General features: G+C 43.9%; 23 protein-coding genes. 14 read left to right on the top strand and 9 right to left on the bottom strand.

Annotated elements, in window-relative coordinates; translation table 11 throughout:
- Positions 1-494: 494 nt before the first annotated feature.
- Positions 495-1,841, top strand: a complete 1,347-nt coding sequence (locus AB4585_RS21300; protein ID WP_372170831.1) for a DUF4397 domain-containing protein — start codon at positions 495-497, stop codon at positions 1,839-1,841.
- A gap of 76 nt (positions 1,842-1,917) precedes the next feature.
- Here the strand turns inward: AB4585_RS21300 and AB4585_RS21295 are convergent, their stop codons facing one another.
- The 4 genes from AB4585_RS21295 to AB4585_RS21280 all read right to left on the bottom strand — a co-directional run bounded on the left by AB4585_RS21295 (position 1,918) and on the right by AB4585_RS21280 (position 5,665).
- Positions 1,918-3,276: an AmpG family muropeptide MFS transporter gene (locus tag AB4585_RS21295; protein ID WP_146491381.1), complete on the bottom strand. Its 1,359-nt coding sequence runs from the start codon at positions 3,274-3,276 to the stop codon at positions 1,918-1,920.
- A gap of 53 nt (positions 3,277-3,329) precedes the next feature.
- Entirely contained in the window at positions 3,330-3,878 is a 549-nt protein-coding gene (locus tag AB4585_RS21290; protein ID WP_136974111.1) for a peptidylprolyl isomerase, read from the bottom strand.
- Positions 3,878-4,447, bottom strand: coding sequence for a YajG family lipoprotein (locus tag AB4585_RS21285; RefSeq protein WP_017067736.1), 570 nt, complete (start codon positions 4,445-4,447; stop codon positions 3,878-3,880). Before AB4585_RS21285 ends, AB4585_RS21290 begins: the two co-directional genes overlap by 1 nt.
- Before the next feature lie 66 nt (positions 4,448-4,513).
- Positions 4,514-5,665 (bottom strand): methyltransferase, encoded by a 1,152-nt coding sequence (locus AB4585_RS21280; RefSeq protein WP_372077230.1) that lies wholly within the window; start codon positions 5,663-5,665, stop codon positions 4,514-4,516.
- 174 nt (positions 5,666-5,839) lie between these two features.
- On the opposite strand from AB4585_RS21280, the gene bolA reads away from it, so the two are divergent.
- From bolA to nqrM, 9 genes are all read left to right on the top strand, one after another.
- Positions 5,840-6,148, top strand: a complete 309-nt coding sequence (bolA, locus tag AB4585_RS21275) for a transcriptional regulator BolA (protein ID WP_017064186.1) — start codon at positions 5,840-5,842, stop codon at positions 6,146-6,148.
- A 521-nt stretch (positions 6,149-6,669) separates the two neighbouring features.
- Positions 6,670-8,010 carry a Na(+)-translocating NADH-quinone reductase subunit A gene (locus tag AB4585_RS21270; RefSeq protein WP_032545690.1) on the top strand — a complete coding sequence of 447 codons (1,341 nt, stop codon included), beginning with the start codon at positions 6,670-6,672 and terminating at the stop codon, positions 8,008-8,010.
- A 5-nt stretch (positions 8,011-8,015) separates the two neighbouring features.
- The gene (locus AB4585_RS21265) at positions 8,016-9,260 is read left to right on the top strand and encodes an NADH:ubiquinone reductase (Na(+)-transporting) subunit B (RefSeq protein WP_010439046.1); all 1,245 of its coding nucleotides are present in this window, start codon (positions 8,016-8,018) and stop codon (positions 9,258-9,260) included.
- Positions 9,250-10,017, top strand: coding sequence for a Na(+)-translocating NADH-quinone reductase subunit C (locus tag AB4585_RS21260; protein WP_004735209.1), 768 nt, complete (start codon positions 9,250-9,252; stop codon positions 10,015-10,017). Before AB4585_RS21265 ends, AB4585_RS21260 begins: the two co-directional genes overlap by 11 nt.
- Positions 10,017-10,649, top strand: coding sequence for an NADH:ubiquinone reductase (Na(+)-transporting) subunit D (locus tag AB4585_RS21255; protein WP_008223083.1), 633 nt, complete (start codon positions 10,017-10,019; stop codon positions 10,647-10,649). The genes AB4585_RS21260 and AB4585_RS21255 overlap by 1 nt, the downstream gene beginning before the upstream one ends.
- 7 nt (positions 10,650-10,656) lie before the next feature.
- A complete protein-coding gene (gene nqrE / locus AB4585_RS21250; RefSeq protein WP_009848375.1) occupies positions 10,657-11,253 on the top strand; it encodes an NADH:ubiquinone reductase (Na(+)-transporting) subunit E in 597 nt (198 codons plus the stop codon).
- A gap of 29 nt (positions 11,254-11,282) precedes the next feature.
- The gene (gene nqrF / locus AB4585_RS21245) at positions 11,283-12,509 is read left to right on the top strand and encodes an NADH:ubiquinone reductase (Na(+)-transporting) subunit F (RefSeq protein WP_017059912.1); all 1,227 of its coding nucleotides are present in this window, start codon (positions 11,283-11,285) and stop codon (positions 12,507-12,509) included.
- 174 nt (positions 12,510-12,683) lie between these two features.
- Positions 12,684-13,688: an FAD:protein FMN transferase gene (locus tag AB4585_RS21240; protein WP_372170828.1), complete on the top strand. Its 1,005-nt coding sequence runs from the start codon at positions 12,684-12,686 to the stop codon at positions 13,686-13,688.
- A gap of 16 nt (positions 13,689-13,704) precedes the next feature.
- Positions 13,705-13,959: a (Na+)-NQR maturation NqrM gene (gene nqrM, locus AB4585_RS21235; RefSeq protein ID WP_009848378.1), complete on the top strand. Its 255-nt coding sequence runs from the start codon at positions 13,705-13,707 to the stop codon at positions 13,957-13,959.
- A 135-nt stretch (positions 13,960-14,094) separates the two neighbouring features.
- Here the strand turns inward: nqrM and AB4585_RS21230 are convergent, their stop codons facing one another.
- Positions 14,095-15,342, bottom strand: a complete 1,248-nt coding sequence (locus tag AB4585_RS21230; protein WP_372170826.1) for a diguanylate cyclase — start codon at positions 15,340-15,342, stop codon at positions 14,095-14,097.
- A 162-nt stretch (positions 15,343-15,504) separates the two neighbouring features.
- Between AB4585_RS21230 and dinB the strand changes: the two genes are divergently transcribed.
- Positions 15,505-16,581, top strand: a complete 1,077-nt coding sequence (gene dinB, locus AB4585_RS21225; protein ID WP_029235195.1) for a DNA polymerase IV — start codon at positions 15,505-15,507, stop codon at positions 16,579-16,581.
- A 64-nt stretch (positions 16,582-16,645) separates the two neighbouring features.
- Here dinB and AB4585_RS21220 read toward each other — a convergent pair whose 3' ends face one another.
- Entirely contained in the window at positions 16,646-18,580 is a 1,935-nt protein-coding gene (locus tag AB4585_RS21220) for an ATP-dependent DNA helicase RecQ (protein WP_372170823.1), read from the bottom strand.
- Positions 18,581-18,725: 145 nt separating this feature from the next.
- Between AB4585_RS21220 and AB4585_RS21215 the strand changes: the two genes are divergently transcribed.
- The 3 genes from AB4585_RS21215 (at position 18,726) to AB4585_RS21205 (ending at position 21,715) form a co-directional block, all read left to right on the top strand.
- Positions 18,726-19,199 (top strand): GreA/GreB family elongation factor, encoded by a 474-nt coding sequence (locus AB4585_RS21215; RefSeq protein WP_017059917.1) that lies wholly within the window; start codon positions 18,726-18,728, stop codon positions 19,197-19,199.
- 88 nt (positions 19,200-19,287) lie between these two features.
- Entirely contained in the window at positions 19,288-20,064 is a 777-nt protein-coding gene (locus AB4585_RS21210) for a YggN family protein (RefSeq protein WP_136982350.1), read from the top strand.
- A 289-nt stretch (positions 20,065-20,353) separates the two neighbouring features.
- Positions 20,354-21,715: a sodium-dependent transporter gene (locus AB4585_RS21205; protein WP_017059919.1), complete on the top strand. Its 1,362-nt coding sequence runs from the start codon at positions 20,354-20,356 to the stop codon at positions 21,713-21,715.
- Between the two features lie 204 nt (positions 21,716-21,919).
- Here AB4585_RS21205 and lipA read toward each other — a convergent pair whose 3' ends face one another.
- From lipA to ybeD, 3 genes are all read right to left on the bottom strand, one after another.
- Positions 21,920-22,885 (bottom strand): lipoyl synthase, encoded by a 966-nt coding sequence (gene lipA / locus AB4585_RS21200; protein WP_017064177.1) that lies wholly within the window; start codon positions 22,883-22,885, stop codon positions 21,920-21,922.
- Positions 22,886-22,889: 4 nt separating this feature from the next.
- Complete coding sequence (lipB, locus tag AB4585_RS21195; protein ID WP_017068510.1) at positions 22,890-23,549, bottom strand: lipoyl(octanoyl) transferase LipB; 660 nt, start codon at positions 23,547-23,549, stop codon at positions 22,890-22,892.
- A gap of 195 nt (positions 23,550-23,744) precedes the next feature.
- Complete coding sequence (gene ybeD / locus AB4585_RS21190) at positions 23,745-24,023, bottom strand: DUF493 family protein YbeD (RefSeq protein ID WP_026084358.1); 279 nt, start codon at positions 24,021-24,023, stop codon at positions 23,745-23,747.
- Positions 24,024-24,065: the final 42 nt, after the last annotated feature.

The raw sequence follows: 24,065 nt of genomic DNA, 5'->3' as shown, positions 1-24,065 counted from the left end.
AATAAAAGTGAGACAGAGTGAAAATTGCAATTATTAAAGTGAGATCGATCACACTAATGATCTAAATAATGGAACTTTACGGTGGCAATGCATCCTGATGCACCTCTAATTCTATTGATTTTGTGAAATTCGATTATTTTGTGGATAAATAGGTGAAATACTGCGCTAAGCAAACGATTCTACTAATTAGAGTGATATGCATATCAAAATCAACAGTATTCTTTTCTAAGCGTTTTCTCTTAAAAAATGACTCATTCAAACCACCTCTTAATCTCGTCTTTGATCTATTTTTGACCAACAGCGTAGTGGAGTTGGAATCAATTGATGGACAACTCATGTGATGACTGCCTAGGGATTTGAACCTAGCTACTTTTTGAATCACGGAGAATTAAAGACAGTTCACTGCACTAGATTTTGAAATACTTTTTAAAGATTAGTTATTGGACTAATCATTTGTGTGACGAACTGGTCTAACTTTTTTGGAGAGAAGACCGATGAAATATTCACCTATACTCGCTGTAGCGATATCAGCCCTTTTCATTGTTGGGTGTGATGATGACGATGAACCAACAACTCAACTACAAGCTGTACATGCATCGCCAGATGCGCCTTTAGCTAACGTTTTAGTCAATAGCCAGGCTCGTTGGAGCGGTGTCGATTATGCTCAGGCATCCGGGTACGCTTCAGTAAATCAAGGCCAGACAACTCTTCAAGTCGATGTCCAACTCCCAGGTGACGCAGTTGCCACTGTAATTTCGCCAAGCCAATTCGATTTGAGCGGTGAATTAGATTACACCGTGATGGTGGTCGGTGACGCTGACGGTTCTAATAACCCGGTTGAGGCTTTAGTTGTGACGCGACCTTCTGAGGGAACGGCAACGAGTTCAAGTTTAGATGTGCAAGTTGTTCACGCGGCAACAGGGGTTGGAGATGTGAACTTATACGTAACGGCGCCGAATGATCCATTGGGTGCTCCGCTTGGCACTCTCGGTTATAAAGATTTTACTGACGTGCTGAATATTCCAGCTGGTCAGTACCGAGTAAGATTAGAAACAGTGAGCGGAAGTGCTATTGCTTTTGATTCTGGAGAGATAACTCTGGCTGGCGGTAGCGAGCTAACTATTGCAGCGGTATCAAGAGCTGACTCAAACAGTGTATCTCCGGTGAAGTTGATGGTGATGGACGGTAGTGGATCATCGTTAATATACGACATGGCAGAAACTGCCGAAGTAAGAGTCGGGCATTTGGTCGATGGCGCACCAGCTGTAGATGTATTTGTTAATTCTGCTAAGTTTGCTCCTCTTGATGGTTTAATGTTTAAAGAAATTCGCGGTTTCTTAGATTTAGCAGCAGACAGTTATGATATTGATATATACGAAACGGGAACGACGTCTCCGTCATTTATTGATGTTGATGGATTAGCTGTATTTGCTGGCATGGATTACAGCATCTATGCGGTAGGGACGGTAACTCCACTGAGTTTGGAACCATTGGTTATTCCTGAAAACCGTCGTCCGGTTGCGACCAGCGCGGTGCTAAACATTACCCACGCCGCTGCTAACCCAATAGCGGCTTCGGTGGATATTTACTTAACAGAAAACGCGGGGATCTCTGGTAGCACTCCAGCGCTAAGTGATGTGAAGTTCAAAGATTATGCGAATGGCATTTATGTTGCGGCGGGGTCTTATTTTGTGACGATTACTGTAGCGGGTCAGCCGTCGGTTGTGGCTATCGACTCTGCGCCCGCAACCTTAGCTGATGGTGTAGTGTATCAAGTGGTGGCGATCGATGACTCGGCTGGCACAGGCTTCAACCTTATTGTGAGTGATACAACAGACTAGTTCTTACAGGTTACTAGTGACAAAGAAAAAGAGGGTAGCGTGATGCCACCTTCTTTTCTTTTGCTTTTTTGTTCAACTACTCTTGGTTGGTTTTTGCTTTTTCCAGTAAATCTGTGAAAAAGTGGCGCAACGAATAGAGCATGATCAAACTTGGAATCACCATGAGTGCAGTCAGTATAAAGAAGGTTGACCAATCATTGAGGTAATCAACCAACTCACCACTGAATGAAGCCAGCGTTGTTCGACCGAAATTCCCCAACGATGCTAACAAGGCATACTGTGTCGCTGAGAAAGCTTGCCCGGTTAATAGTGTTAAGAAAGAGACAAAAGCTACGGTTGAAAACGCAGTTGTAAAGTTATCGACAATGATGGTTGCCAAGAACAAGGTTTCACTCGGGCCAGTGTGAGCGATCCACGCAAACATTAGATTACTGGCCGCCATTGCCACACCGCCGATCATCAGTCCGCGTACAATACCGAATTTCACATTGAAGACACTGCCTACCAAAGTGAAGAATATCGTCGCGCCCCAGCCAATTAACTTGGAGTAATGACCGATCTGTTCATTACTGAAACCTATCTCTTTATAGAAGGTGATCGACATGCGACCTAGGAAGGCTTCACCTATCTTAAATAGGAACACAAACAGCAATAGAGTAATGGCAACTTGAACTCCGTTTCTTTTGAAGAAATCATAAAATGGTTCAATTACCGTCACACTGAACCAAGCGACAAGCTTTGAGCCGACCACTTTATTGTGTCGCTGTTGTGCTTGTTCTTGTAGGGCTTCACGTTGTGTATTTGGCTCTCCGACAAAAAGAGTAAACAGCATTAATACAACAACGACACCTGCCATTCCGTAATACACGCCATTCCAACCGATTGAGTCTGCATTAATAAAGGCAAGGTAGCCTGGTAGTGAATACCCCGTCCACCACCCAATTACGGCCATTGCGGAAGCTTGCGGCAGTTTTGATGCTTCGGATTTTGGGAAGGTATCAATACGAAATGCATCAATCGCGATGTCTTGCGTGGCTGAGGCAATGGCAATAGCGAGCGCCAACATTGAGGTAAACGCCAAATTCTCTGCGGGATTGACGCCTGCGATGAATAAGGTGCCGATTAAAACAATGGTTTGGCAGAAAAAGATCCAACTGCGGCGCTGGCCGAGTATTGCGTGAAGCACCGGCAGTTTTACTCGGTCTACCAATGGTGCCCATAAAAAGTTAATCGCATACACGGCAAACACACTACCAAAGTAGCCAATGGCAGCACGCGTTAAACCTGCATCTTTTAGCCAGCCAGACATGTTGGATCCAATAAGAACCCATGGGAAGCCACTCGAACAGCCGAGCATAAACACCCAAAGTAGACGTTTATCTAGGTAGCTGCGAAAAGTCTGCATCCAAGAAAGAGAGGGAGTGCCTGATGACATAGGGCGTCCTTGTATAGAAAAACGCCCTTAAGAAATAAGGGCGTTACATTGGATTACTTAAGAAGGGTCACTTTAGTGATGACGATTGGGTCGACTGGGATGTCTGACATGCGGCCCATTCGCTTGGTTGGAATCGTTGCCATCTTTTGAACAACATCAAAACCTTCAGTTACTTTGCCAAATACAGCGTAGCCTGGGTTACCACCTTTTGCGTTCAAGAAATCATTATCAGAGAAGTTAATGAAGAACTGGCGAGTTGCAGAATCTGGCACATTAGTACGAGCCATAGCGATTGTTGCTGTATCGTTCTTCAGGCCGTTGCTGCCTTCATTCTTGATAGGAGCATAAGTCGCTTGTTGATTCATGTCTTGATCGAAGCCGCCACCTTGTGCCATGAAACCAGGGATAACACGGTGGAAGATAGTGCCTTCGTAGCTGCCGTCTGCAACGTATTTTAGGAAGTTCTCCGCGCTAACCGGTGCTTGTTCTTGGTTTAGCTCAATTGTGAAGTCGCCTAATGTTGTTTCTACGTTCACTTTAGGACCAGCCCAAACGCTCACGCTCACCAACATTAATGCGATAGAAGATAAAATACGAACCATTAGAAACGTTCCTTCATGTAAGTTTGTAGCTCTTGGTCGTTAGCGATTTCCGTAAGAACCAAGTTAATCACGTCATTAAGAACCATAGAGATGTCGTCATTTGACGCACTCAAGGCACCAGTGCGCGTTGCAGTACCGTTGAATGTTTTCACTAGTTTGCCTTCAGGCGTTTCAGCCGTAACTTCAAGCGTTACTTTACCGTCCATTTTGTTTTCCATAATGGTGTGTTCTACGGTAACAAGCGCTTCTTGAATCTCCAAAACAATTGAGTTTTCACTGTTTACGCTTGCACGAAAACCTTGAGACTCTAACTGCTGAGCAATAGCGTTTTCTAGAGAAATACGCATGTTTTGCTTAGCATGAATTGGTTGAATGTTTGAACGGCCACTATCAACCAATGCAACATATTGAGCGGCACGAACATCTTTACTGGTTAGTGTGTATGTTTTGCCTTGTACAAGGTTGCTTGAGCTTAGTGAAGCTTCTGGCATTACATTGATTTGTTCTTGCTGAGGGGCTGAACATGCTGTCAAAGCCATAATAGAAGCAGCCAAAATCAGTTTTTTCATTCCTTTATCCTTTCTAAATTCACACCAGAAGCTCGGTATCTTAAATTCTTGTGAAGTCGTTTCTGCTTATTTATTAAAATTCGCAGGCTCTCTTGTTGCTTGTAATATCTCAAATTTTTGGTTTAGTTCAAGCGTTTCAACGTTAGCTTCACCAAATAGTCTTGCTAGTTTGACATCGTATCCGAGGTGTCGGTTGCCAATAACAATTAATTTGCCTCCATTGCTTAGAACATGCTTTGCATCACAGAACATTTGCCACGCAATGTGATCCGTAATCGCTTGTTGCTGATGGAATGGAGGATTACACATCACTAAGTAGGTGCTGTTTTTCTTGAAGCCATCTAAACAGTTGTTGGCGATGAACTGGAAGTTGCCTTCTTCACCAAGGTTATCTTTGACGTTTTGGCGCGCCGATTCCACCGCCATAAAGCTTTCATCCACACAGGTGATACGGGCTTGTGGGTTCAATTGCCCTGCTTTTACACTCAATACACCGTTGCCACAACCAAGATCGATGATATGACGTAGCTCAGGATCTTGAGGGATGTGCTCTAGCATATAGCGAGCGCCTTGATCGAGTGCTTCCCCTGAGTAAACATTTGGTAAATTTTTCAGGCGGATATCTTCACCGTCTACATCCCATTCAACAAAAGGCTCTACCGTTTGAATTGGCTGGCAGTTTGGAGATGAGAAGACTAAGCGGTGTTTTTTCTTCGCTAGTGATGTTTTGGTTTCGCCTAGGTATTTTTCGAACAGGTTAAGCGTAGAGGTGTGAATCTCTTTTACCTTGTTGACGCCGATCACTTGGCAGCCTTCAGGCAATGCTTGGCGTAGCTGGCTCAGTTGCCAGATTAGGTGACGATTTGTTTTTGGCAGCTGCATGATCACAAGGTCGATACCGTGTGGGATATCATCCATCGTGTTCAAGAAGTTCACTCGGTTACTTTGATTGCGCTGCAAGTTTTTCAGGGCGCCACGGTGAGAGATAAATGAGTCGCTCATCATAGTGACATCATGATCTTTCGAGAACCAAGTCGATAGGGCACCGAAGCTGTCGTTCATGATCAGGATGTGTTTACCAGGTTCAAGGTTCATCTCTTCAACATGGCTAATAATGTATTCGTCGCCCGCATCCCAAGCTTGAAGGGTTTCATTTGAACGTTTCGGGAAACGATGTAAGGTCAAAGTTCTGTCGTGAAGGGTAAGTTCGGTTTTCATTGCTTGAGATACTTATGTAAGAAATAACAAAGATATTGTCTCAAATGCAGGCTGAACAAGATAGAAAAAACTCAACCAAACCTATGCCATTCGCTATGAAATACTCAGACACTCGACCTGTTAGGGTTTATACTCAGCCCACGGATAATGCCAATACGTTATTAAGGAATCACAATGATCCAAGAAGTTATCGAAACAAAATTGCACAATGAGTTTTCACCAAGTCATTTAAACGTGGTCAATGAGAGCTATATGCACAATGTTCCGGCTGGTTCTGAGAGTCATTTCAAAGTGATTGTTGTCAGCGATGTGTTTGAAGGTTTGCGTCTTATTGCTCGTCATCGAGCGGTAAATAAAGCTCTTTCAGAAGAGCTAGCGAATAATATTCACGCACTGTCCATTCACACTTATACAAAAGATGAATGGATGAAGCAGCTCGATAACGTGCCAGACAGCCCTATGTGTATGGGTGGTGGCAAGTAACACAGCGAGCATATTGACAAAAGGTGGTGATGCCGCCTTTTTTGTCGCCAAACCTATGTGTTTTTCGTTGTTATATCACTCAAACTGATGGCAATTTGAACGACTAAAAATACCTACAATGAGTAATGTTTTTATTAACAGTGTTTCAACATAACTCGTAAAATATTAGTTTGTGACAGAGTATTAATCTCTTGTTTAAAACACGATTCAAAAGCCAATCTATCTGTGCGGCTCGTCAAATTTATACATATTTGAGAGTCCATATGCTTCAAATCTCACCAAATAAACGCGGTATTCAAGTTATTGGTCATGGCATCAAGTTGTCAAAAAATGCTAGAATACGGCACCTGATAAATCTCACATAATATTTGTGATGAGTTTATTAATGTAATGTTGCGATTTTGGTATCTCAAATTTACCAAAACCGGACACTGTAATGTCGTGTCTAAGGGCGATTTTAAAACGTCCTGAATTTACGCAATTAAAAGAATCTTTTTCCCGATAAAGTAGTGCAAGTGCGTATGATTACAATAAAGAAGGGTTTGGATCTTCCTATCGCAGGAACTCCATCCCAGGTGATTAATGATGGTAAGTCCATCACTAAAGTCGCCTTGCTTGGCGAAGAGTACGTTGGTATGCGTCCTACGATGCATGCTCGCGTTGGTGATGAAGTGAAGAAAGGCCAAGTTCTTTTTGCAGATAAAAAGAACCCAGGTGTTGTATTTACTTCTCCAGCAAGCGGTAAAGTTATTGAAGTGAACCGTGGTGCTAAGCGTGTTCTTCAATCAGTAGTGATTGAAGTAGCAGGCAATGAGCAAATCACGTTCAATAGCTATGAAGCTAACCAACTAGCAAGTCTTGACCGTGAAACGGTTAAAGCTCAGTTAGTTGAGTCTGGCGCATGGACCGCTTTGCGAACTCGTCCGTTCAGCAAGGTTCCAGCAGTTGATTCTGAAACTCAGGCTATTTTCGTTACTGCTATGGATACTAATCCGCTAGCAGCTGAGCCAGAATTAATCATTAACGAGCAGTCTGATGCTTTCGTTGCTGGTTTAGATCTTCTTTCAACTCTGACTAACGGTAAAGTGTACGTTTGTAAAAAAGGTACTAGCTTACCTCGTTCAGCTCAGTCTAACGTTGAAGAACATGTTTTTGATGGCCCACACCCTGCAGGTCTTGCAGGCACGCATATGCATTACCTATACCCGGTAAATGCACAAAATGTAGCGTGGAGCATTAACTACCAAGACGTTATCGCATTCGGTAAGTTGTTCCTTACTGGTGAGATTTACTCTGAGCGTGTTGTTTCTCTGGCTGGTCCAGTAGTTAATAACCCACGCCTAGTTCGTACTCAAATTGGTGCTAGCCTTGAAGAGTTGACGGACAGCGAGTTGATGCCAGGTGAAGTTCGCCTGATCTCAGGTTCAGTATTATCTGGTGTTCACGCTTCAGGTCCACATGCTTACCTTGGCCGTTACCATCAACAGGTTTCGGTTCTTCGTGAAGGTCGTGATAAAGAGCTATTTGGCTGGGCTATGCCTGGTAAGAACAAGTTCTCTGTTACTCGTTCATTCCTTGGTCACGTGTTTAAAGGTCAGTTGTTCAACATGACAACGACAACAAACGGTAGTGATCGCTCTATGGTTCCAATTGGTAACTACGAGAAAGTAATGCCATTAGATATGGAGCCTACTTTGCTGCTTCGCGATCTATGTGCTGGCGACGTTGATAGTGCACAAGCACTTGGTGCGCTAGAGCTAGATGAAGAAGATTTAGCACTGTGTACCTTTGTATGTCCTGGTAAGTACGAGTACGGTCAGTTACTTCGTGAATGCCTAGATACAATTGTGAAGGAAGGGTAATTTTCATGGGCCTTAAAAAGTTTATTGAAGACATCGAGCATCATTTTGAACCAGGTGGTAAACACGAAACGTGGTTTGCGCTTTACGAAGCTGCAGCAACACTTTTCTACACACCAGGTACAGTTACAAAGAAAAGCTCGCATGTCCGTGATAGCGTTGACTTAAAACGTATCATGATCATGGTTTGGCTTGCGGTATTCCCAGCAATGTTCTGGGGTATGTACAACGCAGGTGGTCAAGCTATTGCAGCACTAAACCACATGTATTCAGGTGCAGAACTAGTTTCTATCATTGATGGTAACTGGCACTACTGGCTAACCGAAATGCTTGGAGCCTCCTTAGGAGCCGATGCAGGTTGGGGCAGTAAGATGCTCTTGGGTGCGACTTACTTCTTACCTATCTACGCGACGGTCTTTATCGTTGGTGGTTTCTGGGAAGTACTGTTCTGTATGGTGCGTAAGCACGAAGTTAACGAAGGTTTCTTTGTTACTTCTATCTTGTTCGCGCTTATTGTTCCGCCAACACTTCCTCTATGGCAAGCTGCACTAGGTATTACCTTCGGTGTTGTTGTTGCTAAAGAGATTTTTGGTGGTACGGGTCGTAACTTCCTAAACCCTGCACTTGCTGGCCGTGCGTTCCTATTCTTTGCATACCCTGCTCAGATTTCTGGTGACGTAGTTTGGACTGCAGCTGATGGTTTCTCTGGTGCAACAGCGCTTAGCCAATGGGCTCAAGGCGGTGGTAGCGCGCTAATGAACACGGTATCTGGTGAGACGATCACTTGGATGGACGCATTCATTGGTAACATTCCAGGTTCTATCGGTGAAGTATCAACGCTTGCACTTATGATCGGTGCTGCAATGATCGTATACATGGGCATTGCTTCATGGCGCATCATTGCGGGTGTTATGATCGGTATGATTGCTGTATCAACATTGTTTAATGTGATCGGTTCTGACACTAACGCAATGTTCAGCATGCCTTGGCACTGGCACCTAGTTCTAGGTGGCTTCGCATTTGGTATGTTCTTCATGGCAACAGACCCTGTATCAGCGTCATTTACCAATGGTGGTAAGTGGTGGTACGGCATCCTAATCGGCGCAATGTGTGTAATGATTCGTGTAGTTAACCCTGCATACCCAGAAGGCATGATGCTTGCGATCCTATTCGCAAACCTATTTGCTCCTCTGTTTGACCACGTTGTAATCGAGAAGAACATTAAGCGGAGACTAGCGCGCTATGGCAAGTAATAACGATAGCATTAAAAAGACGCTGTTTGTTGTTATCGCATTGAGCTTAGTGTGCTCAATCATCGTTTCAACAGCTGCAGTTGTTCTTAAACCTAAGCAACAAGCTAACGCAGTTCTGGATCAGCAAACTAAGATCCTTGAAGTTGCGGGCATTGAACTTGCGGGTAATATTCCAGCACTGTACGCAGAGAACATTGAACCTCGTCTAGTTGATTTCGCTACTGGCGATTTCGTTGACGGCGACGCTGCTGCATACGACCAACGTAAAGCGGCAAAAGATCCAGCTCAGTCAATCAAGCTTTCAGCTGAAGATGACATCGCTAAGATCATTCGTCGTGCTAATACGGGTACTGTATACCTAGTGAAAGATGGCGCTGAAACTTCTAAAGTTATCATCCCTGTTCACGGTAACGGTCTATGGTCAATGATGTACGCATTCGTTGCGGTAGAAACCGATGGCAACACAGTTTCTGGTATCACTTACTACGAGCAAGGTGAAACTCCTGGACTTGGTGGTGAAGTTGAGAACCCAACTTGGCGTGCTCAATTCGTTGGTAAGAAATTATTCGACGAAAACCACAAACCTGCTATTCAGGTTGTTAAAGGTGGCGCTCCTCAAGGTTCTGAGCACGGTGTAGATGGCCTTTCTGGTGCAACACTGACTAGCGTTGGTGTTCAACATACATTTGACTTCTGGTTAGGTGATATGGGCTTTGGTCCGTTCCTAGCAAAAGTTCGTGACGGAGGTCTGAACTAATGTCTAGTGCAAAAGAAATTAAAAAGAGCATCTTAGCGCCGGTGTTGGACAACAACCCAATTGCGCTACAGGTTCTTGGTGTGTGTTCTGCTCTTGCGGTAACCACTAAGCTAGAAACAGCATTTGTTATGACTATCGCGGTAATGTTCGTTACTGCTCTGTCTAACTTCTTCGTTTCTTTGATCCGTAACCACATTCCTAACAGTGTGCGTATCATCGTTCAGATGGCAATTATCGCATCACTAGTAATCGTGGTAGACCAAGTGCTTAAAGCATACCTATACGATATCTCTAAGCAGCTATCTGTATTCGTAGGCCTAATCATTACTAACTGTATTGTAATGGGTCGTGCTGAAGCATTCGCAATGAAGTCTGCGCCAATCCCATCTCTAATCGATGGTCTTGGTAACGGTCTTGGTTACGGTTTCGTTCTTATCACTGTTGGTTTCTTCCGTGAGCTTCTAGGCTCTGGCAAACTATTTGGTATGGAAGTACTACCTCTAGTGAGCAACGGTGGTTGGTATCAGCCAAACGGCTTGATGCTTCTAGCACCTTCTGCATTCTTCCTAATTGGTTTCTTGATTTGGGCAATTCGTGTGTTCAAACCAGAACAAGTAGAAGCGAAGGGGTAAGGTAGTCATGGAACATTATATTAGTCTGCTAGTTAAATCGATTTTCATCGAAAACATGGCGCTTTCTTTCTTCCTAGGTATGTGTACATTCCTAGCGGTATCTAAGAAAGTTAAAACTTCTTTTGGTCTTGGTGTTGCGGTAGTTGTAGTACTTACAATCGCTGTTCCTGTAAACAACCTTGTTTACACACACATCCTGAAAGAAAACGCGCTTGTTGAAGGTGTCGATTTAAGTTTCCTTAACTTCATCGCATTCATCGGTGTTATCGCGGCACTTGTACAAATCCTAGAGATGGTTCTAGACCGTTTCTTCCCACCTTTGTACAACGCACTAGGTATCTTCCTTCCACTGATCACAGTTAACTGTGCAATCTTTGGTGGTGTATCTTTCATGGTAACTCGTGACTACAACTTTGCTGAATCTGTTGTTTACGGCTTCGGTTCTGGTGTGGGTTGGATGTTAGCTATCGTTGCTCTTGCGGGTATCCGTGAGAAGATGAAGTACTCTGACGTACCTCCAGGTCTTCGTGGCCTTGGTATCACGTTCATTACTGTTGGTCTGATGGCGTTAGGCTTTATGTCTTTCTCTGGTGTTCAACTGTAGGGTAAGCACCCAGTAATAAGGAATAACAAATGTTTAGTATTATTCTTGGCGTAGCGATGTTTACCATTATTGTACTGGCTCTAGTACTAGTGATTCTTTTCGCTAAGTCTAAGTTAGTACCATCAGGTGACATCACTATTTCAGTAAACGGCGACCCTGAAAAGGCGATCGTTACTCAACCTGGTAGCAAGCTACTTGGTGCCCTGGCTGGCGCTGGTATCTTCGTATCTTCTGCTTGTGGTGGCGGTGGCTCTTGTGGTCAGTGTCGTGTAAAAGTTAAGTCTGGTGGTGGCGACATCCTTCCAACTGAACTTGATCACATCACAAAAGGTGAAGCTCGCGAAGGCGAACGTCTTGCATGTCAAGTTGCTATGAAAACTGACATGGAGATTGAACTAGACGAAGATATCTTTGGTGTTAAAAAGTGGGAATGTACTGTTATCTCGAATAACAACGAAGCTACTTTCATCAAAGAACTTGCTCTAGCGATCCCTGAAGGTGAAGAAGTTCCGTTCCGCGCGGGTGGTTACATTCAGATTGAAGCTGAACCACATCACGTGAAATACGCAGATTACGATATTCCTGAGGAATACCGTGGTGACTGGGATAAGTTCAACTTGTTCCGTTATGAGTCTATCGTTAAAGAGCATTCGATCCGTGCTTACTCTATGGCTTCATACCCAGAAGAGAAAGGCATCATCAAGCTTAACGTGCGTATCGCAACTCCGCCGCCAAACAACCCTGACGTAGCTCCTGGTGTTATGTCTTCATACATCTGGTCTCTTAAAGAAGGCGACAAATGTACTATTTCTGGTCCATTTGGTGAGTTCTTTGCTAAAGACACAGACAATGAAATGGTATTCATCGGTGGTGGTGCAGGTATGGCGCCTATGCGTTCTCATATCTTCGACCAACTTAAGCGTCTTAAGTCTACTCGTAAGATGTCTTACTGGTATGGCGCGCGTTCTAAGCGTGAGATGTTCTACATTGAAGATTTCGATGGCCTAGCGGCTGCAAACGAAAACTTCGTGTGGCACTGTGCACTGTCTGATCCTCAACCAGAGGACAACTGGGACGGTTACACTGGTTTCATCCACAACGTACTGTACGAAAACTACCTGAAGGATCACGAAGCTCCTGAAGATTGTGAGTACTACATGTGTGGTCCACCGATGATGAACGCTGCTGTTATCGGCATGCTGAAAGATCTTGGTGTAGAAGATGAAAACATCCTACTAGATGACTTCGGTGGTTAATCCACTTAAGTGATTGATATTATGGCTGACTCCTACGAGTCAGCCATTTGTTTTTCTAAGACAGCTTTTGACAACATACTGGCTTATATAAGAAAGAGTAAGGCATTCAAAATACCTATTTTTTACTCTTATTTTTCCTTATATAAATCCTCAACATTAGACAGGAGTAAGCAAGTGAGAATTTGGCTTGTTGCATTAACTTCTTTGATTTTTCTTGCGGGCTGTGAGCAGTCAAGAGAGCAAGTGCATTTGAGTGGCCCAACGATGGGCACGAGTTACAATATTAAATACATCAATGGTGATGAATTTCCTGAGTCTAATGAAGTTCATACAGAGATCGATCGTCTACTTGAAGAAGTAAACGACCAGATGTCGACTTACCGTGAAGATTCCGAATTAAGCCGTTTCAACCAGTATAAAGGTGCGGATGCGTTCGAAGTATCTGAGCAAACAGCGACGGTTGTGAAAGAAGCGATTCGTTTGAACGGTCTTACTGAAGGAGCTCTGGATGTAACGGTTGGTCCGTTAGTTAACTTATGGGGTTTTGGTCCTGAAGCTCGTCCTGAAGTTGTGCCATCAGATGAAGAGCTGGCGGCTCGCAAGGCTAAGATTGGTATCCATCATCTTAGTGTTGAAGGCAACATGTTGAAGAAAGACCTACCTAACCTGTATGTCGATCTATCCACGATTGCAAAAGGTTGGGGTGTTGACGTCGTCGCTGACTACCTTGATTCTATCGGTATTCACAACTACATGGTTGAAGTCGGTGGCGAAATTCGTCTGAAAGGTTTAAACCGTGAGAACGTGGGCTGGCGTATCGCGATTGAGAAACCAAGCGTTGATGAGCGTAATATCCAAGAGATCATCGAGCCGGGTGATATGGCTATCGCAACCTCTGGTGATTACCGTAACTATTTTGAACGTGATGGTGTTCGTTACTCACACATCATCAACCCTGAAACAGGAAAGCCTCTTCACCATAAAGTGGTTTCTGTGACTGTTTTAAACCCGTCTTCAATGACTGCAGACGGCTTATCTACGGGCCTTATGGTCTTAGGTGAGGAAAAAGGAATGGAAGTCGCAAACCAACATAACATCCCAGTGTTCATGGTGGTAAAAACAGCAGATGGCTTTAAAGAAATTGCTTCTGAAGCATTTAAGCCATACTTAGGTAAATAAGGTAAGCGAGATAATTATGAATACATTTCTGATTACATTTGGTGTTTTTCTTGCAGTAATCGCAGCGATGTCAATTGGCTACATTATCCAAAAGAAAGTTGTGAAAGGTAGCTGTGGCGGTTTGGGTGCTGTTGGTATTGATAAAGTATGTAACTGCCCTGAACCTTGTGACGCGCGTAAGAAGCGTGAAGCACGTGAAGCTTACCGTGAAGAGAAGCTGGCTGAGCGTCAACAAAAAGAAGCGGCTTGGAGTAAAGACCGTATCGCTTAATTGGTGACAGTCATAGGGGATAGAGTTATCTATGCCCTCAAATTGAAAAGCTCAAGATTATCGTCTTGAGCTTTTTTAGTTTTGAGGTCTAGCAATTAATCTTGGTATACCAAAAATGGAAACAGAGGCGAATGACTATTGTTCGATTTGCATGCTGTTACGCGCAAACACTAGTTGGTTTCTACCTTGCTCTTTTGCCGTATAAAGAAGCTCATCAGCGGCTTTGATCTGCTCATCTAGCTTCGCGTCTAAATCGGTTACGCCGATACTGATACTGACCTTGATTCTTTGAGAGTCATGCTCAACAACATGGCTTTCAATGGCTTCTCTCATGGACTCTAAGTTGTCAACAAAGCTCTCAAACGAACCACACGACTGAATACAAAATTCTTCGCCACCGAAGCGTACAGCAACATCATCTTTAAAATGGTCTTTGATGATCTTGCCGACTTCCACGAGGACTGCATCACCACCATCGTGACCGTAGGTGTCGTTCACTTTCTTGAAGAAGTCGATATCCATCATGGCTATACTGCGCTGCTCACAACCTTTACATGTTTGATTGAACAGGTAACGACGGTTCCATAAGCCAGTAAGAGCATCCTCGTTGGCATGTCGAAATAGCTCGTTGGCCGCTTCTTTCATATCAAGCAGTTGATGGATACGGCAAAAAAATTCTTCTTGGTTAAAAGGCTTGTAAAGGAAGTCGTTAGCCCCCGCTTTAAGGAATCGAGCTGTCATGGTGCGATCATCGCTGCCTGATAACCCTAGAATAGCCAACTGGTTTCTGTCGTGATCGCGTCGTATCTCACGGATCATCGCTATACCGTCTTTCTTCGGCATATCATGGTCTGTAACAACGAACGTAATATCGGGATCGTTATGAAGGAGCTTTAATGCTTGTTCGCCATCTTCGGCTTGGATAGTTTGGATAGTTTGGATATATTGGTGTTCTAGAAGTTGAGCTATGTAACGGCGAACGACCGCTGAATCATCGACAACCAATGCTTTGTGATGGCGATTATTCGAAATTCTTTGAACCAGGGGAAGTAGGTAGCTTACTGATGACATACTGTCTTTAAGTATGTAATCGATAACGCCTTTGGCTAGGACTTGCTCTCGCAGTTGATTGTCGAACATCCCGGTCAGGACAATGATTTTCTGTTGATAGCCTAAGACGAGATCAATGATCTCGCCGTCTTGGCCGTCAGGTAAACAGTAGTCGAGGACTGCACACAAGAAATCCGTTTCTTGCTCTAAGATCGCTTTGGCTTCTTCTACAGATTCCGCCAACGCAACTTCATAGCCATCGTTCTTAAATTGTTGGTAAAGATAGTTTCTGAATGCGCGACTATCCTCTACCACTAGTATTTTTTCACTCAAAAGCTATCCCTACTTATAGACTAAATACTCCTAACAATACTATCAGAATAGTGGGCGGCGAATGAAGTGAAACCTGTTGAGCTGGACTCCAGATCATTTTAAATCTGAGAATAATTGATTATACTGTTCATAGATACAGTTGTAAGGTTGAGTTATTTCCAAATGTGCAGTTCGGACCAAGAGAAAGTCAGAAAAATAATCCATGTCGATATGGATTGTTTTTACGCGGCTGTAGAAATGCGTGATAACCCTGCTTACCGAAATCGCCCGTTAGCTGTTGGTGGGCATGAAAAGCAACGCGGCGTTTTGAGCACCTGTAATTATGAAGCCCGCAAGTTTGGTGTTCGCTCTGCAATGCCTACCGGAAAGGCCCTACAGCTTTGTCCTAATCTATTGGTTGTGCCGGGAAGAATGTCGGTCTATGTCGAGATATCTAAAAAGATCCGTGAAATCTTCTCTCGATACACATCAATCATTGAACCACTTTCCTTGGATGAAGCTTTCCTTGATGTCACCGATTCTAAGCGGTGTCACGGTTCAGCAACACTTATTGCCGAGTCTATTCGCCGTGATATTTGGAACGAACTGAACCTGACAGCTTCTGCAGGAATTGCACCGATTAAATTCTTGGCGAAAGTGGCCTCAGATCTGAATAAGCCCAATGGTCAGTTTGTTATCCCTCCACAAGACGTGCAATCAGTGATCGATGAGCTACCACTTGAAAAGATTCCCGGTGTCGGCAAAGTGAGCATAGAAAAGCTGCACCAAGCGGGTTTCTTTACTTGTAAGGATATCAAAGAGTCTGACTATCGAGACCTGCTACTCAAGTTTGGCCGTCAAGGTGCATCACTCTGGAAGCGCAGTCATGGCATTGATGATCGAGAAGTTATCATCGAGCGCGAGCGAAAATCGGTAGGTGTAGAGCGCACCTTTACCCAAAACATTTCAAGCTACGCAGAATGTTGGCAGGTAATCGAAGATAAGCTATTTCCTGAACTCGAGACTCGCTTAGAAAAGGCTAGCCCAAGCAAAGCGATCATCAAGCAGGGCATTAAGCTCAAGTTCGCCGACTTTCAACAAACCACGATTGAACACATCCATGCCTCTCTCGATCGTGAACACTTCAAAGAGCTGCTTAGTGAAATACTGAAAAGACAACAGGGGCGAGAAATACGCCTGCTTGGTTTAAGCGTAATGCTGCAACCTAAAGACCAAATGCGTCAGTTGAGCTTCTTTTAAAGATAATGAGTGAGATGAATACCGACTACGCTTCATAGCCTAGTCGGTTTTTTATAAGTAAGAATTACCTAGGAAGTTGTTTTACTCGCGCTAAGGTATCACTGAACGGTTGCTGCTCTAGCTTGCCGTAACCGACCATTTTACTGGCTTTGAGTTTGGTTGAAAGCGGGGTGGCGATTCCACATAAGAAGCGAGTAATTGCCTCGTCGGTAATCAGTTGTTGGCTAGCCGAAATAAACTCATGTATCCATGTCATCACCGTCTCATCATCGATAGGTTCAACATCAACGGTTGGTAAGATTGCCACTTCTCCTCGACATACAGAGCAGTGACCGCAGTTTGTTGGTGCTTTATCATCGGCAAAATAACTCGCAAGGCGTGAGCTTAGGCAAGTATCCGCCTCAAAGAAATTCAGCATTTGGTTAAGGCGGTTTATCTCGCTGTTTTCTTTTGCTTTAAACAACTCAGTTAGACGCTCTGACAGTTGCATCATATCTTCAGAAGTATTGTGGATCGCGTAGACATCGGTGATCTGCTTGCTTTCTAGTTCAATCCAACCTTGTTCATTGAAGTAGTCGATAGCCGCAATCACACGCTGACGATCGGCTTGGAAGTGTGTCCAAAGCGCATCGAAGTCGACTTGGCACCACACTCTTGCTTGAGGAGAGCATTGGAAAATCGCTTCGACAAATTGACGACGTTCACTTTGAAATTGCTCTGTGATCTGCTGTTTCGGACGAATGAACTTAAATTTGTAGTCTGCGAAGTAGCTGTACTTGGGCTCAATCACACCTTCAATTTCGAGATACACCAGTAGTGTTCTTAGCGGTAACTGACGAATGTTGGATTCACGTGATAGTTGATTAAGCATGATCTCCCATTGATTCGAGCCAGAAGCGCCAATGTTTTGATTTTCGTAGATCTCTGTTAATACCGCTTGGATCGATATGTTGTCTGGCGTATCACCAAAAACGAAGTTCTCGAGTGTGCTTAAACCGTGTTTGTTAGCCAGTAAAATACATTCAGACGCTTGCCCATCTCGACCAGCTCTGCCGATCTCTTGTGAGTAGTTTTCGATCGATTTTGGTAAGTCAAAGTGAATCACTCGGCGAATGTTGGACTTATCCACGCCCATACCAAACGCGATAGTTGCGACGATACAGCTCACGTCATCATTCATGAATTGGTGTTGAATAGCATCTCTATTTTCAGGCTTAAGACCCGCATGGTAAGCCACTGCATTAACGCCAGCATTGCGAAGCTGCTGAGCCACCATCTCTGCCGTTTGTTGAAGGGTGACATAAACAATAGTCGGAGCGAGAGAAGCTTGGTTAACCACATTGCACAAGGTTTCTAGCTTACTGGTTTGTTCACAAGGTTGAATCGACAGATCGAGATTTTGACGATAGAAACCCGTAACCACAACGCGCTCCTCATCAATTTCAAACTTTGACTTCATATCTTGGATAACCGCTGTAGTCGCAGTGGCTGTCAGTAGTAGAACCTGAGGAATATTGAGCTGTTTTTGGTATTGAGGAAGCTTCAGGTAGTCGGGTCTGAAGTTGTGTCCCCATTCTGAAATACAGTGCGCTTCATCGACCACAAGCAGTGAGATCGACACTTGGGAGATAAACTGACGAAAGCGTTCGTTCTTCAAGCGCTCGACGGAGATCATGAGGATCTTGGTGTCACCGTTACGCACTGACTGCATAACCTGTTGTGTGGTTTGTCGGTCTTGGCTTGATTCGATTGCCGCTGCGCTAATGCCTTTACTGTGCAGGAAAGCGAGTTGGTCTTTCATCAAGGCTAACAGTGGCGATATCACCAAGGTTAAGTGCGGTAACTCTAATGCTGGTAATTGATAGCACAGCGATTTACCTGAGCCTGTCGGGAATATCGCGGCAGTCGAGTGACCAGATAGAACGTTATCAATGACTTGCTTTTGCCCATTGCGCAGTGAGTCGAATCCGAATACTTGTTTTAGCTTCTGCTCAATCATTTATGTTCTACCTGAGTTATTAAGTGTCGTATTGATGCTAAAGCGGGCGCCCATTCATGATAGCGTCGCTTGATGAATCAAATGTCTTGCACCTGATTGTACCTAATTCTATTCTGTAGCTCCTATAGAAAAGCACCCCAATAGTATGAATAAGTCTGAGCTTCGCCAAATAATCATAGAGCAACTTGAATCCCGATTACGTATCGCACAATCTGCTACTCAACGCGCTATTGATGCTGCGACAGATGAAGAGACAGTGCCTGAACATAAGTACGATACATTGGCATTAGAAGCTTCGTATCTCGCCCATGGTCAAGCGGTGAGGGTACAAGAGTGTGAAGACGATATTCAGTGTTATCGTAACTTAGTGTTGCGTGATAGTGAGAAGGTTACGGTGAGCAGTTACGTTGTGGTCATTGACGAGCATGATCAATATAAACACTTTTTTATGGGGCCGAGAGTCGGCGGACTTTCTGTCACGTGGAATGAGAATGAGATTGCCATCGTGACGGCAAATGCACCTTTTGGCCAGGCTCTAATGGGTAAAGAAGTTGGTGATGAGATTGAGTTTAAGGTCGCAGATAAACAGTTTTGCTACGAAGTTATCTCTATCGACTAACTAACTGACTAATAGATATAAAACGTTTCTCTGACAAAGGAGCATATACCAAGGGTATAGTAATCTGTCAGATTGATGAGAGGATGTTATGAAAAACAATGTATTTATGAAAAACAGTGTATTAATTGCATCGTTAACAGCGGCGATCTCTGTTGTGAGCCTGCCAACATTTGCGGCTCAATGTCGAGTTGATTTGAAGAATGAGTTGCGAATCGATGACCAAAAAGTCGAAATTCATCAGGTAAATGGTGATACCGCCGTGTTCGATGATAATAACGATCTCTATATTCATGGCGAGAAAGTTGAGCTTGATGCTGACCAACAAGCGGCGATTGAGAAATATCGCGAAAACATGAGTGAGTACTTACCTCGAGCGAAACAAATGGCCAACGATAGCTTAGCGTTAGCCAATGACGTGATTGATGATATCGCGGCTAGCCTGGATTCACCTGAGTCATTTGATAATGTAAAAGAATCAATGAAAACCTACTTTGCAGAACTGGAAGCGCGTTATTACAAAGATGGCGAATTAGTGTTGCCTGCAGAAAGCTTTGATTCGATGGCCAATGGCTGGTCTGAAGATTTCGAGAAGGCGAAAGAAATCTTTAACCAAGAATTTATCTCTAGCGCTTTTAATGCGATGTCAGAAAAAATGAAACAAGACGGTGGCCTAAACCTGACTGAACTGGCTGACAGTATGGCTGAATTAAAGCTGAAAGTTGAAGAGCGAATGAAAGAACACTCTCAACAAGTACAGGAGGAAGCGAATGAGTTCTGTGATTCACTTGATGAGATGGCAGAACAAGAGCAAGAACTGCATGAAATCATTCCGAACTTAAAAGATTACCAAGTCTTCACAATTTAATTCGAGTCTAGTGATGAATAGTAAGAGCACCGGTCGGTGCTCTTTTTGTTTGTATAAATGGAACCACACGGCGAGTATTTATCTCAATTCAATCCATTTCCTTCTTAAGCCTACTGCTTCGCTTTGTTGCTTATAATTGAACGATAAGACTGGTTTTTTGTTAATTTTGTTGTTCTAAATAGCGCATTGATTGTAAAAATCAGAGAATTGTTCATTTATTGGTTGTGCCTATCATTGCTTTTTATTACTGTACTTCTCAACTAGTTCACTGATTTTTAATGCGGGCGATATGGACCAACAATCTTCCTCTTCAAGAGAGCACTTTAGCTCTCGTTTAGGTTTTATTTTAGCAGCGGCTGGTGCAGCGGTTGGCTTGGGTAATATTTGGGGTTTCCCGACTCAAGTTGCTAGCAACGGTGGTGGCGCTTTCCTTTTAGTCTATTTGATCATGATCTTCGTGGTTGCTTTCCCTATGTTGGTGGTTGAGATGGCTATAGGCCGTCACGGCCAAGCAAACCCAGTTGATAGCATGCGATCTTTGACGACAAACCCTTTGGGTAAGAAAGTCGGTGAGTTTGTCGGTTGGGTTGGACTGAGTGTACCAAGCGCAGTGTTGGCGTTTTACAGTATTGTTGGTGGCTGGTTGATCTGTTTCCTAATTGGTGCGGTCGCGGATCTTATCGGCCTAGAAGCGATTGCTGATTGGTTTAAGGGCTTCAGTGTTGAGCGCAACGTATTTGGTACCGTCGCGTTCTATGTACTGACTATCTTGATTGTGCAGGGCGGTGTTAAGCAAGGCATCGAGAAATGGTCGACTCGTTTGATGCCTGCGCTGTTTGTTTTATTTGGCTTATTGTTTGTTTACATCATGACGCAATCTGGCGCGATGGAAGGCCTAAAACATTACCTTATTCCAGACTTTGAGAAAGTGTGGGATAGAAAACTGATTCTGGCGGCAATGGGACAGGGGTTCTTCTCACTCACTATTGGCGGTTGCTCGATGTTGGTTTATGGCTCTTACTTAAGCAAGAAAGAGAACCTACCAAAAATGGCGATGAACGTAACTCTGGTGGATACTGCTGTCGCTTTTATTGCTGGATTAGTGGTGATGCCAGCAATGTTTGTTGCGATGCAAAAAGGCGTTCAAATCTACGCTGAAGACGGCTCACTATTAAGCTCTGACACTCTAGTATTCACGGTTTTGCCGTTGATGTTTGATAGTTTAGGTGTGCTTGGACAGATCTTTGCGATTGTGTTCTTTTTACTACTAACGATTGCTGCACTGACTTCTTCGATTTCGATGCTTGAAGGCCCGGTTGCGCTAGTGAGTGAGCGTTTCAATACTAGACGAACGCCAACAAGCTGGGTGATTGGTGGTGCTATCGCGCTGTTTAGTGTGGTGATTGTTTACAACTTTGCTGCGATGTTTGGCATGGTAGCGATGATTGCAACTCAGTATCTTCAACCAGTCGCTGCACTGATGTTCTGTGTGTTTGGTGGTTGGGTATGGAGCCGAGCTTCAAAAGTGAAAGAGCTTGAACAAGGCAGTCCTGATTTTCAACTTGGTTGGTTTGGTAAGGTTTGGCCAATGTATGTGAAGTTTGTGTGCCCAATTTTGGTAGCAACGGTTATCTGGGCATCTTTCGGTTAATGCAGAACCCTATCTGGGCTTTTTGAAATTACCTCCTCTGAACTTGAAATATTAAGCACAAAGCCACTCATAAAGAGTGGCTTTGTTGTTTTTATATAAAGCTTAGTGGCACGAAATATAAAGCTATAGAGGCACGAACAAGATAGAAAAAAGGCGCTGAACATAATATTCAGCGCCTTTGTATTGTTCGTTAAGCAATCGTGATTACTTAATTTCCATACCTTGAGCTTGCAAGTCCGCATGGTAAGAAGAACGTACAAACGGGCCACACGCTGCGTGAGTAAAGCCTAGCTCTAGAGCAATCTCTTTCAGCTCATCGAACTCAGAAGGCGGCACGTAGCGTTCTACTGGTAAGTGGTGACGGCTTGGTGCTAGGTATTGACCTAGTGTCAGCATAGTCACACCATGTTCGCGAAGGTCTTTCAGTACTTGAACGATCTCTTCTTTTGTCTCGCCAAGACCCATCATCACACCTGATTTTGTTGGGATATCAGGGTGCTGCTCTTTGAATTTCTTCAGTAGATCAAGAGACCACTTGTAGTTCGCACCTGGACGCGCTTTACGGTATAGACGTGGCGCTGTCTCTAGGTTGTGGTTGAAAACATCTGGCGGGTTGTCTTTCATTAGGTCAAGCGCAACGTCCATACGACCGCGGAAGTCTGGAACCAGTGTTTCGATACGAATATTTGGGTTGAGTTCGCGAATCTCACGGTTACAGTCAGCAAAGTGCTGAGCACCGCCGTCACGCAAGTCATCACGGTCAACTGAAGTGATTACAACGTACTTCAGTTTCATGTCTTGAATTGTTTTAGCCAGTTTCTTCGGCTCTTCAGCTTCAGGAGCAACAGGACGACCATGGGCAACATCACAGAACGGGCAGCGACGAGTACAGATAGCGCCAAGAATCATAAACGTTGCCGTACCGTGGTTGAAACACTCGGCTAGGTTAGGGCAAGACGCTTCTTCACAAACTGAGTGCAGGTTGTTTTTACGCATTGCTGATTTGATTTCTTGAATACGATGGCTGTCTGAAGGAAGTTTAATCTTCATCCATTCAGGCTTACGTAGAACTTCTTTCTGTTCAGCAGGCATATTCTTTACGGGAATTAATGCCATTTTGTCAGCGTCACGATATTTAACGCCTTTTTCCATTTGGATTGGTTTGCTCATGATTTTATGCTTCTGCTGTAATGTTACTGGTGGCTTGAATGTCTACTTGGTCATAGCCGAGTAGCTCTACGAGCTCTTGTATTAACTGTTGCTCAACGTTTTCTAGTTCACTTGGTCCGCCGAGTTGGCTTACCTGCGCCATTTCCATACCTTGGTAACCACATGGGTTAATACGTAGGAATGGAGACAGGTCCATATCGACGTTGAGTGCTAACCCGTGGAACGAGCAGCCACGTCGAATACGTAATCCAAGTGAACAGATTTTCTTGCCATCGACATAAACACCAGGAGCGTCAGGTCGGGCAGCTGAATCTATATTGTAAGCTTTCAGAGTATTGATTACGAGGTTCTCGATATGAGTAACCAAATCACGTACTCCGAATTTCTTGCGGCGGATGTTAATCAGAAAGTAAGCCACTAATTGGCCTGGGCCGTGGTAAGTCACTTGGCCACCGCGATCGCTTTGTATTACAGGGATATCACCGGCATTTAATACATGCTCAGCTTTGCCTGCTTGTCCTTGAGTGAAGACAGGGTTGTGTTCAACCAACCAAACTTGGTCTAGGTCTTCTTCCGTGCGTTCGTCTGTGAACTTATGCATGGCTTTCCATACAGGTTCGTAATCCTGACGGCCTAATTTTTTTACGATTAGCTTATTTTGCAAAGCTGCACTCCCTCAAGGATTAATAAAGTGAACGCATTATAAACGCGAAACATGATTCTAACTACAGACGGACTGCAAGGTTTTTCAACTTTCTTTGTATTTATTGAAAATTAAGTTGAATGAATTTGAGCTAGATAGGGCGCTTTAAACAAAAACAGCGGCAATAAGCCGCTGTTTTTCATGTGTAATTGGAGATTACAGAACCATACGAACGATTTCGATCTCGCCCAGTTCTTTATAAAGAGTTTCTACTTGCTCAATTGAAGTCGCAGTAATATTGATAGAAACAGAGTGGTAGTTACCTTTCGCACTTGGTTTTAGCGTTGGGCTGTAGTCACCAGGAGCATGACGCTGGATCACTTCTAGTACTAGCTCAGTCAGTTCTGGCTTAGCGTGGCCCATTACTTTGTAAGTGAATGAACAAGGGAACTCTAAGAGGTCTTTTAGTTTTGCATCAGAATTGATGTTCATGATTAGCTCCAAAAGGCTAGACTCTCGCAAATTGGCGAAATGTCG

Origin of the sequence: Vibrio sp. 10N.222.49.C9 (assembly GCF_041474985.1) — a bacterium.
Classification (GTDB): Bacteria; Pseudomonadota; Gammaproteobacteria; order Enterobacterales; family Vibrionaceae; genus Vibrio; species Vibrio crassostreae_C.
The sequence above is the reverse complement of the archived record's forward strand: the minus strand, read 5'-3'. Positions and strand labels throughout refer to the sequence as shown.

What these genes read in the sequence shown, in the direction of transcription:
- AB4585_RS21280 (WP_372077230.1), bottom strand. Translation starts at nt 5,665, where the DNA reads ATGAAAACCGAACTTACCCTTCACGACAGAACTTTGACCTTACATCGT.
- AB4585_RS21260 (WP_004735209.1), top strand. Translation starts at nt 9,250, where the DNA reads ATGGCAAGTAATAACGATAGCATTAAAAAGACGCTGTTTGTTGTTATC.
- AB4585_RS21290 (WP_136974111.1), bottom strand. Translation starts at nt 3,878, where the DNA reads ATGGTTCGTATTTTATCTTCTATCGCATTAATGTTGGTGAGCGTGAGC.
- AB4585_RS21300 (WP_372170831.1), top strand. Translation starts at nt 495, where the DNA reads ATGAAATATTCACCTATACTCGCTGTAGCGATATCAGCCCTTTTCATT.
- AB4585_RS21265 (WP_010439046.1), top strand. Translation starts at nt 8,016, where the DNA reads ATGGGCCTTAAAAAGTTTATTGAAGACATCGAGCATCATTTTGAACCA.
- dinB (WP_029235195.1), top strand. Translation starts at nt 15,505, where the DNA reads ATGTGCAGTTCGGACCAAGAGAAAGTCAGAAAAATAATCCATGTCGAT.
- nqrE (WP_009848375.1), top strand. Translation starts at nt 10,657, where the DNA reads ATGGAACATTATATTAGTCTGCTAGTTAAATCGATTTTCATCGAAAAC.
- AB4585_RS21220 (WP_372170823.1), bottom strand. Translation starts at nt 18,580, where the DNA reads ATGATTGAGCAGAAGCTAAAACAAGTATTCGGATTCGACTCACTGCGC.
- AB4585_RS21285 (WP_017067736.1), bottom strand. Translation starts at nt 4,447, where the DNA reads ATGAAAAAACTGATTTTGGCTGCTTCTATTATGGCTTTGACAGCATGT.
- bolA (WP_017064186.1), top strand. Translation starts at nt 5,840, where the DNA reads ATGATCCAAGAAGTTATCGAAACAAAATTGCACAATGAGTTTTCACCA.
- AB4585_RS21205 (WP_017059919.1), top strand. Translation starts at nt 20,354, where the DNA reads ATGGACCAACAATCTTCCTCTTCAAGAGAGCACTTTAGCTCTCGTTTA.
- lipA (WP_017064177.1), bottom strand. Translation starts at nt 22,885, where the DNA reads ATGAGCAAACCAATCCAAATGGAAAAAGGCGTTAAATATCGTGACGCT.
- AB4585_RS21210 (WP_136982350.1), top strand. Translation starts at nt 19,288, where the DNA reads ATGAAAAACAATGTATTTATGAAAAACAGTGTATTAATTGCATCGTTA.
- AB4585_RS21270 (WP_032545690.1), top strand. Translation starts at nt 6,670, where the DNA reads ATGATTACAATAAAGAAGGGTTTGGATCTTCCTATCGCAGGAACTCCA.
- nqrF (WP_017059912.1), top strand. Translation starts at nt 11,283, where the DNA reads ATGTTTAGTATTATTCTTGGCGTAGCGATGTTTACCATTATTGTACTG.
- AB4585_RS21255 (WP_008223083.1), top strand. Translation starts at nt 10,017, where the DNA reads ATGTCTAGTGCAAAAGAAATTAAAAAGAGCATCTTAGCGCCGGTGTTG.
- nqrM (WP_009848378.1), top strand. Translation starts at nt 13,705, where the DNA reads ATGAATACATTTCTGATTACATTTGGTGTTTTTCTTGCAGTAATCGCA.
- AB4585_RS21295 (WP_146491381.1), bottom strand. Translation starts at nt 3,276, where the DNA reads ATGTCATCAGGCACTCCCTCTCTTTCTTGGATGCAGACTTTTCGCAGC.
- AB4585_RS21215 (WP_017059917.1), top strand. Translation starts at nt 18,726, where the DNA reads ATGAATAAGTCTGAGCTTCGCCAAATAATCATAGAGCAACTTGAATCC.